This is a genomic window from Desertivirga xinjiangensis (genome assembly GCF_024436435.1).
Lineage (GTDB): Bacteria > Bacteroidota > Bacteroidia > Sphingobacteriales > Sphingobacteriaceae > Desertivirga > Desertivirga xinjiangensis.
In genome coordinates this window covers 747,629-759,966 of record NZ_JAFMZP010000003.1, presented here as the reverse complement: position 1 = coordinate 759,966, position 12,338 = coordinate 747,629, and the positions used below count along the sequence as shown (strand labels likewise).

General features: G+C 43.0%; 8 protein-coding genes. 6 read left to right on the top strand and 2 right to left on the bottom strand.

The annotated features are described in order from the left end of the window. Positions 1 to 119 precede the first annotated feature (119 nt). The gene (locus J3P37_RS11380; protein WP_256011255.1) at positions 120 to 1,340 is read right to left on the bottom strand and encodes a Gfo/Idh/MocA family protein; all 1,221 of its coding nucleotides are present in this window, start codon (positions 1,338 to 1,340) and stop codon (positions 120 to 122) included. A 191-nt stretch (positions 1,341 to 1,531) separates the two neighbouring features. Between J3P37_RS11380 and J3P37_RS11375 the strand changes: the two genes are divergently transcribed. The 4 genes from J3P37_RS11375 to J3P37_RS11360 all read left to right on the top strand — a co-directional run bounded on the left by J3P37_RS11375 (position 1,532) and on the right by J3P37_RS11360 (position 6,264). Then, on the top strand, positions 1,532 to 2,545 hold the full coding sequence (locus tag J3P37_RS11375) for a LacI family DNA-binding transcriptional regulator (protein WP_256011253.1): 1,014 nt from the start codon (positions 1,532 to 1,534) through the stop codon (positions 2,543 to 2,545). Between the two features lie 235 nt (positions 2,546 to 2,780). Continuing rightward, positions 2,781 to 4,193 (top strand): Gfo/Idh/MocA family protein, encoded by a 1,413-nt coding sequence (locus tag J3P37_RS11370; protein ID WP_256011251.1) that lies wholly within the window; start codon positions 2,781 to 2,783, stop codon positions 4,191 to 4,193. 125 nt (positions 4,194 to 4,318) lie between these two features. Continuing rightward, positions 4,319 to 5,071, top strand: a complete 753-nt coding sequence (locus tag J3P37_RS11365; RefSeq protein WP_256011250.1) for a glucosamine-6-phosphate deaminase — start codon at positions 4,319 to 4,321, stop codon at positions 5,069 to 5,071. Positions 5,072 to 5,073: 2 nt separating this feature from the next. After that, positions 5,074 to 6,264, top strand: coding sequence for an alpha-amylase family protein (locus tag J3P37_RS11360; RefSeq protein ID WP_256011249.1), 1,191 nt, complete (start codon positions 5,074 to 5,076; stop codon positions 6,262 to 6,264). A 47-nt stretch (positions 6,265 to 6,311) separates the two neighbouring features. On the opposite strand, the gene J3P37_RS11355 is transcribed toward J3P37_RS11360, so the two are convergent. Then, on the bottom strand, positions 6,312 to 7,064 hold the full coding sequence (locus tag J3P37_RS11355) for a rhamnogalacturonan acetylesterase (RefSeq protein ID WP_256011247.1): 753 nt from the start codon (positions 7,062 to 7,064) through the stop codon (positions 6,312 to 6,314). A gap of 263 nt (positions 7,065 to 7,327) precedes the next feature. On the opposite strand from J3P37_RS11355, the gene J3P37_RS11350 reads away from it, so the two are divergent. Both J3P37_RS11350 and J3P37_RS11345 read left to right on the top strand, forming a co-directional pair. After that, a complete protein-coding gene (locus J3P37_RS11350) occupies positions 7,328 to 10,564 on the top strand; it encodes a SusC/RagA family TonB-linked outer membrane protein (RefSeq protein ID WP_256011246.1) in 3,237 nt (1,078 codons plus the stop codon). A gap of 12 nt (positions 10,565 to 10,576) precedes the next feature. Continuing rightward, positions 10,577 to 12,331, top strand: coding sequence for a RagB/SusD family nutrient uptake outer membrane protein (locus J3P37_RS11345; protein WP_256011244.1), 1,755 nt, complete (start codon positions 10,577 to 10,579; stop codon positions 12,329 to 12,331). Positions 12,332 to 12,338: the final 7 nt, after the last annotated feature.

Here is a 12,338-nt window from a genome sequence, read left to right as displayed (position 1 = left end):
CGAGCAAAGGAAAGAGGTGCCGAAATGAATTCGGCATGACGATTTAAGATGACCAGTAAAGATTACTTTCTTCGTCATCCTGAACTTGTTTCAGGACCTCTTGTCTGAACATAGGAATGCTAGCTCTTAGAATCATAACTCTCTTTCCAGTATTGAAAGCTTTCGGTATCAATAGCTTTATTGGCCATGTGAACCGCAATAGCAGCATCTTTACCTGTGTGCACATTGGAAGCAGGGAGCTTCTTATTTCTGATGCACTCTGCGAAGTCCAATAAAGCATAAGACGTCGGGTCTCTTTTTTGATCATCCTGATGTTCAAAGCTCAAAGGGATTGGCTTACCTTGTGTTGCATTCAGTAAGGTTGCTCCGGTTACTCCGTCAACGGTTCCTGTCGCTTTTTTAGTAGCTTCAGGATATATAAACGCCTCATCCCTCTGAATCTGCATGGTGGCCTTGGTTCCTAAGATCCTGATCTCATAACCATGATAGGCATTAGACAAGATGGAGGATACATTAGCTTTCACTCCTCCCGGGTAATCAAATGTGGCTCTTACATGGTCATGGGTCTCCCGGCCATCTTTCCAAAAGTTTATCCCCCCCATTCCTGTCACTTTTAAAGGATGCCCATCCATGATCCAGTTTACAATATCGATCTGGTGACCGCAAAGCTCTGCCATCAACCCTCCTGAATACTCTTTATACATCCGCCAGTTCACCAAGCGCTCGGTTCCGGCTTGTTTCACAGGGAAGCGCCAATCTGAGTTTCTGTGATACTGACATTCAAAATGTGTGATGTCTCCAAGCCATTTTTGGTTGATCGCTTCTTTTACAGCGAGGTAAAGACCGAAATACCGGTACTGATGACCAATCTGCAGTACCAGCCCTGAACCTTTCACTCTTTTTTCAAGTTCCAGCGCCTCTTCAATGCTATAGGTCATGGTCTTTTCCAGATAAACATGCTTCCCTGCATCCAGGGCTGCCTTTGCCATTGGAAAATGCAAATACAAAGGAGTGGCTATTATAACAGCATCCACATTCTTATCGCCTAACAATTGATCGTAGCGGGAATAAGATTTGGTCTTCGGAGCAGTATGCTGAAGGATCCTGGATAAATTATCGGGCTGAATATCACAGCATGCGGTAACCGTAAGTCCGGGAAGAGCTTTTAACAACCGCGCAATACCAGTCCCCCTTGTCCCGGCACCTATAATTCCCAATCGTAAAGTATCACTTTTAGATTGCAAAGCAGGTACTCCTGCATAAGACAGGGTAGCACCTGCAAGCGCCAAAGATCCTGTTGCAATAAACTTTCTCCGGCTTATTAATGAAATATCAGACATATACTTAATGTTAATGTTCTAAATTAATTAATACCAGCGGCTTAACTTGCCGATCTTCGCAACAAAAAAAGCGAAAACGTTCTCGAAGAAACTCGTCAAAAGCCTAAAAAACGGCTTTTTAAGCTTCTTATTTCTTGCAACAGAGGTTTACATTTGATATATTCACAAAACAAATGATCTAAATTTCTTTAATGAAGCGATTTATTACTATTAAGGATATAGCGAAAGAGCTGAATATCTCGGTCTCCACGGTATCCCGTGCATTAAGGGATACTTACGATGTCAATAAGGAAACGCGGGATAAAGTACTCGAAATAGCTTCCAGACTCAATTACAAACCCAATTTCAATGCCACCGGACTAGCGAAAAGAAGCAGTCATAATATCGCCGTAATTTTGCCTTTCATAACTAATTACTATTTCTCCACAGTAATTACCGGCATACAGGAGGTGGCTTATGAAAAGGGATATAACATCGTCTTGTATGTGACCAACGATTCGCCGGAGAGAGAACTCAATATTATTAATAACCTGCCTATCACCAGTTTAGATGGCCTGCTGGTTTCTATAGCCTCTAATTCAGACTCCTATGAGCATTTTGAGGAGATAATAGCCAATGAAACGCCAATCGTTTTTTTTGACAGGGTCACAAACCACCTGGAGACTTCGCGAGTAATTCAGGATGACTACAATGGAGCATTCGAAGCCGTGGAACATCTTATTGAAAATGGGTATACTAAAATCGCACATATTGCAGGACCTGCGAGTCTTACATTTACCCAAAACAGGCTGAAAGGCTATCTGGCAGCATTGGAGAAACATCATCTCGAAGTGCGTGAAGAATGGATCATTCATTCCGGCTTTTCACAAAAAGATGGAGTAGAGGATGCAAGCTTCTTATTCACTGGCGAAAACAGACCGGATGCAATATTTGCTGTCAACGATAGAAAAGCCATCGGCGCCATGACTTATCTTAAATCAAATGGAATTAAAATAGGACAAGAAGTTGGGATTGTTGGTTTCACAAATGATCCGTCATCCGAGATCATATCTCCATCTTTAACAACAATTGCGGAACCTGCATTTGAAATCGGAAGGAAAAGCTGTGAACTTCTGCTGAGGCACATTGAAAAAAAATACTTCCAGCCACAAGAAATTGTATTTCCAGGAAAGCTGATTGTCCGGGAATCAAGTGTAAAGGTTTGATTCGCCAATTTTTGCTAAGTTCTCCTCTCCCCTGATAAGCGTTTCCAGCTGCTTTTTTCTTCACATTTACTATACCTCGCTTCGATAACGCTACCGATAACGTTCTCGCTTTTTTATTCATCCGGAAGGGCTGAAACCTCGCAGGCTTATTAATACATTTGATCAACACGCAGGTTGAAATACCTTCGGACAGATCTTATTAAACGAAATAAAAACAATATTCCTGACAAAAAGCATGAAAAATAATCGCAGAGAATTTTTGAAACTTACCGGATTAGCGGGAATGAGCCTGGCAGGAGCAGGCTTACTGCAGGGATTTACTCCGGGCCCTGAGGCGACAGTTAAGGAGGGCAAGTTATTTAACGATTTTAACATGAGTGGTTATGCCGCTCCAAAACTTGAAACTGTACGGATCGGTTTTGTAGGTTTAGGTAACCGCGGACCTGCTGCTGTTTACCGAATGTCTCATATAGAGGGTGTGGATATTAAAGCTCTGTGCGATTTAAGACCTGAAAAAGCCAAGGCAGCATTTGGAAAATTAAAAGGCTCTGCCCATAATCCAAAGCTTTATACAGGAGGAGAGAATGAATGGAAAAAGATGTGTGAAAGAACCGACATCGACCTAATCTACATTTCTACTCCCTGGAGCTTACATACTCCAATGGCCATGTACGCAATGGAATGCGGTAAACATGTTTGCATTGAAGTTCCCGCAGCCACAACCATAGAAGATTGCTGGAAACTGGTGGAGATGTCGGAGCGCACCAAAAAACACTGTATGATGCTTGAGAATTGTTGTTATGGCTTTTTTGAGCTTCTTACACTCAATATGGCCCGTCAGGGATTCTTTGGTGAGATCATCCATTGTGAGGGAGCCTATATCCATGACCTGCTTGAGGGGAACTTCTCTAAAGAAAAGTACTGGGAGATGTGGCGCCTGAAGGAAAACTTCCGTAACGGCAATTTATATCCCACACACGGCTTAGGTCCGGTTAGCCAGATCATGAACCTTAACCGCGGCGATAAAATGGAGTACCTGGTTTCTTTAGCCTCGAACGACTTTATGATGGGACCGATGGCCGATGAACTCGCTGCTAAAGATGCTTTTTATAAGCCATTCAAAGGTAAATCGTTCAGGGGAAATATGAATACCACTACGATCAAAACCGCAAAAGGACGTTCGATAATGATCCAGCATGACGTTACTTCGCCCCGCCCGTACTCACGCATTCATCTGGTCAGTGGCACTAAAGCCACTGCGCAGGGTTTCCCTGGTCCTGAAAAGATCTCAATAGGCCATAATTGGGCAACAGAGGAAGAGTTTAAGGCTTTAGAGCAAAAATACAAACCGGAGATTGCCAAACTTATCGGCGATACTGCTAAAAAATTCGGCGGCCATGGTGGAATGGATTTTTTAATGGACTGGCGAACTATAGATTGCTTACGCAACGGTTTACCGCTGGATATTGATGTATATGATACTGCTTTATGGAGCGCCATAGGGCCACTGAGTGAGAAATCTATCGCAAACAGGTCCAACTCCATTGATGTGCCTGATTTTACCAGGGGAAAATGGCGAACAAATAGAGCTGTTGATATCACATTTGCAGCTGGAGGAAACACTAAAACACTACCAAAAAGATCTTAACAAAAATTCAACACTACTTCAAATAAATTAATCTAGGAAACCATCATGTGCTTTGCACACAAACCGTACTGAATGAAAGATGCGGCACATGATAGCTTCATTACCGTTAAAAAACAATTTAATCAATGAAAATTAATATTTCAAATGATCCTCGCGGTTTAGGCGAGGTCGCTGGGAAAGCTGCGGCCGATTCAATTCGCAGTGCCATCGACAAAAAAGGACAAGCTAACGTTATCCTGGCTACAGGAACCAGCCAGTTCGAAACGCTAACCCAACTTATTAAAGAAGATATCGATTGGTCTAAAGTGGTCATGTTTCACCTGGACGAATATATCGGACTCCCCGTAACTGAAGCCGCAAGTTTCCGCAAATATCTGAAAGAGCGTTTCCTCGACAAAGTATCACCTCTCAAAAAAAGCCACCTGATCAATGGAGAGGAAGACGTTCAGGAAGAGATAAGCAATCTTCAAAAAGCCATAGACCAATATCCGATAGACGTTGCCCTTGTGGGTATTGGAGAAAACGGACACCTCGCTTTCAACGATCCTCCTGCCGATTTTGACAGTGAAGATGCCTACCTTGTAGTTAACCTGGACGAAAAATGCCGTAGGCAGCAATTTGGAGAGGGATGGTTCAAATCACCGGAAGACGTACCTACGCAGGCGATCAGCATGTCTGTGAAGCAGATCATGAAATCGGCACATATCATTTGCTCTGTGCCCGATTCTCGCAAAGCTCAGGCGGTGAAAGATAGTATTGAACAGGAGGTAAGTAACCTTTATCCGGCCAGCATCCTTCAATTGCACCCAAATTGCGACTTCTTCCTTGATAAAGCATCAGCAGCATTGTTAACAGAAGCCCCAAAGACGGTATCTTAGGCATGAAACCGCTAAGTATCCTACTTTATCTGGCCCTCACATCATCAATTGCAGGGACAGCGCAACTAGGGGGATCTGCTTCAGGCAAGTTCACGATACCATCAGGTGGTATCCCTTTAGCCCTGATATTCGACAGTAAAATTGAAGACCCCGCTGTATTTACAAAAAACGTCAGCAAGGTCTATTTTATCTGGGGAGCAAGGAAGGCTGGTGCTGATGAGCAAATCTTAAGCAGTAAGTACTTCCCCTCTATTCGAAACCCCGATAAGAAACTGGATATAGCGTGGTATCAGAAAAATCATCCCGGCTGGATAATGTACCAGCAGGACCAAAAAACACCGGCTTATGGATATATTTACAACTATGGCGGCCTCGTGCCGCTTAATGTTTCCGATAAAGAAGTGCAGGAATATTATCTCAATAACTTTATTAAACCTGCCCTCAAGCTTGGTTTTGGTGCTGTCGCGATGGATAATGTGGATTTCAGCAACTGGCCTAAAGCTGTTGGTCATTTTAAAGACGGTCAATGGCAGAACACCTATACCGGTAAAAAGAACGATACCGTATTTCATAGGAGCATGCTCAACTGGTTGAAATTCCTAAGCACGAATCTTCAGCCTCAGAGGATAAAGGTAGTTGCCAATATTAAAGCGAATACCGCACCTGAAAGAACGATTGTTGAAGCTATCCGGTCGGTGGACGTATGGCTGGATGAAACCGGATTCGCTCACCGGGGCATTAATGTAGTCGATAAAGAATGGGAGAAAACCGTTTCTATCCTGCAGAAAATAACTCCTGATAAGGGTTATGTTTCGATAAACCAAATGAAGGGCAAAGTGGAAACAGCCCCGGCAGAACAGGTTGAATGGGTGATTGCCAATTTTTTACTCACCAGGGGACCACAAAGTTTATTGGCGATGGTAAGTTATACCGACAAGGCGATCTATCATACATTTAACTATCGCAAGGAGTTTGATACGAACATTGGCGAACCGGCTGGTGTGGCCGAAAAAGGAGAAAGCGGTATCTGGTCAAGAAAATATACTAAGGGTATCGTTTATGTCAATCCGTCCTCAAAAGAGACGGTCACTATTAACTTACCCGCCAAAGGTTTAAAAAACCTGGATGGCAAAATATTAAAAGGCAGTTTGACCTTAGCTCCCGCAACAGCAAAACTGCTTACAATACACTAAGTTATTAGAACGCCAGGTTAAATTAGCCTGGCGTTCTAATAACTTAATTACTTCTTCAGGTTCATAACCAGTGGAGAATTAATATCCTTCAAGCCCTGTACGGCTAGTTCAGCAATTTTTGAAGCCCCATATTCATTGAGGTGAGTATCGTCTTTTTTCCCCTTAGGCAATTTAGGGGTTACCCCTGGTTCAACATACATATAAAGCTTTTTAGAGGCTTCCGGACCTTGCTCTTCAACCATTTCAGCACTCATCATATTTAAGTCAATTAAAGGGACCTGCATTTCTTTAGCCAGCTCCCGGACAACGGTTACATATTCTCCATGAGTATCTTTGAGTTTCCCGTCAGATCCAAAAGAACGTCTTACTATTGAAGTGAACAATATGGGATTAGCTCCTTTAGCCTTTACTTCATTTACATAGTTCCTAATGTTGTCTTTGAAAGACGTTTGAGGATCAGTATGTCTCAGAGAATCTGGCTTTGCATCATTATGACCAAACTGAATAAAAACGTAATCTCCAGATTTTACTCTGGATATAACTTTGTTCCATAAACCTTCATCTCTGAAAGATTTGGAGCTCCGTCCGCTGGCTGCCTGATTAACAATCACGGTATTTTCATCAAAAAAAGGATTAATCATTTGCATCCAGCCTCTGCCAGGATAGTTATCCGCAGTATTCGCTTTACTCATAGTAGAATCACCAATAGAGTATACAGTAGTTTTCTTTACTTGTGTAAAGGCAAGCATAGCAAGTAATGCTATTGAAAATAGAAAAGCATAAGTTTTGGAAATCATCATGTTGCTTAATGGGGTTTTGAAAAATTGATATCTACGAATTTAATTTTAATCTTCTTCAAAGCCTCAGATTCTGAACAAAATCTATGCAAGCGTTTCCGGCATCGTTATCGAGAACGCTTGCATAGATTTTTCGGTCCATTTGAATTATTTCTTCGTTAATAAAATGTAACCTTGTTTAACCAGACCCAAAAACCAGGCATACAAGTCATGAAGCAACAATCGATGTTGAGAATGATCTGCCATTAAATTTTTAGACTCAAGTTATGATGAAGAAATTGTTACCACTGATTGTTCTGTTTTCCTTTATTGGAAAAGGGCATCTTCAGGCTCAGCTAAAGACTATTAAAGGCAAGGTTATCGACCAGTTATCCAAAGAACCTCTTATCGGTGCTAGCGTAGGAATCAAGGGATCAAGCAAAGGAACCCTTACAGATCTTAACGGAAATTATAGTTTGGATCTACCAGCGGCTGAAGCGGCTAAAACAATCCTGGTAGCAGGATATGTAGGCTTCACTTCTTTAGAAAGCCTCGTAGGCGACAAAATGGTCGTTAATTTCAATCTGAAAGAAAATGCCGTAAACCTCAATGAGGTGGTAGCGATAGGTTATGCTACGGTAAATCGCAGGGACTTGACGGGAGCAGTATCATCTGTTAATGCAAAACAGTTAAAAGACATCCCAGTGAGCTCAGCAGCGGAGGCCATTACCGGAAGGTTGGCCGGGGTACAGGTCACGGGATCAGAGGGAGCTCCTGGTGCAGAGGTACAGATCAAGGTGAGAGGAGGTGGTTCTATTACCCAGGATAATTCACCGATCTTCATTATAGACGGAATTCAGGCTGAAGATGGCTTAAACAGCATTTCGCCGCAGGATATTGAATCCATAGATGTTTTGAAAGATGCTTCGTCGACGGCAATCTACGGTGCCAGGGGCGCCAATGGGGTGGTCATTGTTACGACAAAGAGCGGCAAAAACGGGAAAGCACAGGTAAGTTACAACAATATTCTAGGTGTAAAGACTCTCGCGAACAAACTGGATGTAATGAACCCATACGAATTTGTGGTGAGGCAATACGAAAAAGCACAGCCATTATCCGACGACGCGGAGCGTTTCGAAGCAAGGTATGGGACATGGCAAGACCTTGAACAATACAAAAACGCACCCTTTATAGACTGGCAGGAAAAAACTCTAGGAAGGGAAGCCTTCAGTCAAACACATAATCTAAGCATTACCGGAGGAACTAAGACCAGCCAGTATAACCTTAGTCTCACCAGTAATGACGAAGACGGAATTATGATTAATTCTGAGTTCGACCGAAAAATGGCGAATTTTAGGTTTGATACCGATGTAAGTGATGCGCTGAAGTTAGGATTCAACGTTCGGTTCTCCGACCAGAAGGTCTCTGGTGCAGGAACCTCCAATGAAGGATCTTCTTCCCTCAACACACTTCGTCATACCATAAAATACAGGCCTATGGAAGCAGGCGGCCTTAGCCTGGATGAGCAGGATGAAGAATACTATGATGATACCAATCCCGGCAACGCCCTGGGCATAATTAACCCCGTTCAGCTAAGCAACGCGATCATAAAAGAACGGTCGACCCGTGTACTTAGCTTAAACGGATACCTTAACTATAAGTTCAACAAAAGCCTGTCTTTCAGAACCTCGATAGGAGCGAACTACAATAAACAATTGACCGAAAACTTTGAGGACGGCATTACATCGAGAGCTCGTGTCGAGGGAGGAAGTGTTCCGCTCGTCGGCGTTCTGGAAGGAAATATTAATAGCCTGCAGAATTCAAATGTACTTACCTATAATTTCAACAAATCGAAAAAGCACCGTCTGGATGTTTTACTAGGAAATGAATTCTATACTACCCATACTGACAGATCAGAAATTCAACTTAAATCCTTTCCTAAAGATATCAGCCCGGAGAAAGCTTTCGGCCAGTTAAATTTGGGCGAACTCTTCCCGGGATTTCCCATAAGTTATAAGGCAGAAGCAAGAACGTTGTCTTTCTTCACCAGGGCAAATTACACGTTAAACAGAAAATACCTGGCAACCTTTACGATGAGGGCCGACGGATCTTCGAAGTTTGCTCCCGGTAACAGATGGGGTTATTTCCCTTCGGGATCTTTGGCCTGGAGGGTGTCTGAAGAGGATTTCATGAAGAATATTCCCGTCATTTCAGACCTCAAGCTGAGACTGAGTTATGGCACAGCCGGGAACAACCGGATAGACGATTATTTGTATCAGAATGTCTATAACGCAGAGGATGTTTTTTACGTCATAAATGAACAAATTATTCCGGGTTTTGCTGCTCCTGAACTGGCTAATAAAAACCTGATCTGGGAAACTACTATTTCCCGAAATATCGGCCTTGACCTGTCGTTGTTCAACTCAAGAGTACAGTTGGTAATCGATGCATATAAAAATAAGGTAAATGACCTGCTCATTCCAGTCCCGATCCCTTCTACAACGGGATATATAAACCAGATGCAAAACATAGGTAATACCTCAAACAAGGGACTCGAAATTCAATTAAATGCAGTCACTTTGAAGACAAAGAACTTCAGCTGGAACAACTCCTTTAATATCGCTTTCAACAGAAACCGTATTGAAAAGCTTTCAGAACAAACGTCGTACCTGCAAAATTCAGGGTTTGGAATATCCGGACAGCCGGCTGACTATATAGTAAAAGTTGGCGCGCCGGTAGGTACCATGTATGGTTGGGTTGCTGATGGATTTTATACCACTGATGATTTCAATTATGATCCAGGCGAAAGGCAATATACTTTAAAAGAAAATATAGTTGACGTTTCAAATCTTATAGGCACTGCGCAACCCGGCTGGCTTAAATTGAAAGATCTTGATGGCAACAATATTATTGATGATAATGACAGAACTATTATCGGGAATCCTAATCCAAAATTTTCCGGCGGCCTTAATCAGCAGTTCACTTATAAAAACTTCGATCTGAGCGTATTTGTAAATTTTGTGGTAGGCAGCGATGTGTATAATGCCAACAAGATCGAATTTACCAATGGCTACGGTAACTACACCAACTCCCTGGCTATTGCTAACAACAGATGGAAAACAATTGATGACAACGGGAATCTGGTACAAAAACTTGAGAATGGAATAGTAACGGGCGCAGCTCCCGAAGTATTGAACCAGATAAACAAGGATGCATCTCTATGGATCCCGATTAGTGGCGCGGGTGCCTGGTATCCTACCTCCTGGGCGATAGAAGACGGCTCTTTCCTTCGGATTAATAATATCACCATGGGATATACCATGCCGATAAAATCATCAAATAAAATAGGGATAAAACGATTGCGGGTATACGGCACTGTAAATAACCTGGCAGTGATCACAGGTTACAGCGGATATGATCCGGAGGTGAATACCCGCCGGCGTGTACCTGTTACGCCAAACGTTGATTATTCAGCTTATCCAAGAAATAAAACATTCATTGCCGGAATTAATCTGTCATTATAACCATCCAGGATCATGAAAAAAATCACATTCTTTTATCTTGTTGCTTTAACACTGAGCACTTTAAGTTCATGTAAAAATTATCTTGATCTGGAACCGCCTTCAGCGTTTGACGAAGCTTACGTTTTCTCCAATGTAGAAAATGCAACCAGTGCGGTTTTCGGGGTTTACGATCGACTGGGGGGGCGGGATGCATACGGCAGCAGACTGAGTTTAATGTATCCGTATGATACGGACGAGATGGTGGGTATACTTAATACTACAGCACCAGACAACAGTTCACGTGATCTTTCACGGTACAATCTTCAGCCATCGAATGCACAGCTCAAGCTACCCTTTGAGCAACTGTATTCCGGTGTAGAAAGAGCAAATATATGTATTAAGAACATTCCGGAAATGGCCATGTATCAGAATGGTACAGATGCTCAAAAAGCCAGCCTGAAGCGACTGCACGGCGAAGCGCTGACCTTAAGAGCGCAATTCTATTTTGAGCTGATGAGAAATTGGGGTGATATTCCAGCTCCTTTTGTTCCATCTATCGATCAAACATATCATAAACTCGAGAAAACAGATCGCGATATTATTTATGACAAGCTGATTGAAGATCTGGCATTGGCTGCCGAACTTTTACCCTGGAGAACCGAGGTGGCTCTGGACGAAAGGATCACCAAGGGCGCCGCAAAAGCACTTCGGGCAAGACTGGCGCTTCACCGGGGGGGCTATTCCCTTAGACGATCAGGAATCATGGAACGTCGTGACGATTATCTTGAATACTACAGAATAGCCAGAGACGAGTGCAGCGAGCTTATGCAGCACCGGGATCAGCATACCCTTAATCCTAGTTTCCAAGCTGTTTTTAAAGACGGTATTGCCTCATACAAAATTGATCCTTATGGTGAAGTTTTGTTTGAAGTATCTATGGCGCGAGACGTCGATAGTAATCTCGGGTATTACGACGGTCCCCGCTTTTATATTCCCGGAAATACCGCCATGCTTGGTAACGGCCAGATCAGGATTGTTCCTGCGTATTTTTATTCATTCGATTCTCTTGACACGCGCAGAGATGTTACCACTGCACCATATTATAACAGCCCCGAATATAACAAAACCGTTCAGACCATGGTGAACATGACCAGTGGTAAATTCCGTTCGGACTGGATTAGCCCTCTCTTAAATACCTCAACCCAGGCTACCGGGATAAACTGGCCATTAATCCGGTTCTCGGATGTGCTGCTGATGTTTGCAGAAGCAGAGAATGAACTGAACAACGGCCCCACCCCTGCTGCCGTCAGCGCTTTTGAGGAAGTCAGATTAAGAGGATTTGGCGGGGACGCTGCATTGATTGGAACTACTCCGGACAATAAAGAAGATTTCTTCACTGCTATAGTGAATGAACGCTCTTTCGAGTTCGGCGGCGAGGGTATTCGAAAATACGATCTTATCCGATGGAACCTGATCTATGAAAAGATCCTTGAAACAAGGGCCAATCTTACAAAGATGAGATTAAGACAAGCTCCTTACGATAAATTGCCCCAGCATATGTATTACAAACCGGCTTCGGCTACTGTAATCTGGGCCAGTTCACTTTATAAACCTACTCCAACGCCAGCGCCTGCCGGGTTTACGAGGGTTAACTGGCTGGTTTCCTTGACTGATACTTGGATCAATAACGTAGCGCAAATGTTCAGGTCAAACCATAGTGAGCTGCTTCCGCTACCTCAATCAGCAACAGAATCCAATACAAAACTCAAGCAGGACTATGGATACTAATTAAGCA

What these genes read in the sequence shown, in the direction of transcription:
- J3P37_RS11365 (WP_256011250.1), top strand. Translation starts at nt 4,319, where the DNA reads ATGAAAATTAATATTTCAAATGATCCTCGCGGTTTAGGCGAGGTCGCT.
- J3P37_RS11345 (WP_256011244.1), top strand. Translation starts at nt 10,577, where the DNA reads ATGAAAAAAATCACATTCTTTTATCTTGTTGCTTTAACACTGAGCACT.
- J3P37_RS11350 (WP_256011246.1), top strand. Translation starts at nt 7,328, where the DNA reads ATGATGAAGAAATTGTTACCACTGATTGTTCTGTTTTCCTTTATTGGA.
- J3P37_RS11360 (WP_256011249.1), top strand. Translation starts at nt 5,074, where the DNA reads ATGAAACCGCTAAGTATCCTACTTTATCTGGCCCTCACATCATCAATT.
- J3P37_RS11370 (WP_256011251.1), top strand. Translation starts at nt 2,781, where the DNA reads ATGAAAAATAATCGCAGAGAATTTTTGAAACTTACCGGATTAGCGGGA.
- J3P37_RS11380 (WP_256011255.1), bottom strand. Translation starts at nt 1,340, where the DNA reads ATGTCTGATATTTCATTAATAAGCCGGAGAAAGTTTATTGCAACAGGA.
- J3P37_RS11375 (WP_256011253.1), top strand. Translation starts at nt 1,532, where the DNA reads ATGAAGCGATTTATTACTATTAAGGATATAGCGAAAGAGCTGAATATC.
- J3P37_RS11355 (WP_256011247.1), bottom strand. Translation starts at nt 7,064, where the DNA reads ATGATGATTTCCAAAACTTATGCTTTTCTATTTTCAATAGCATTACTT.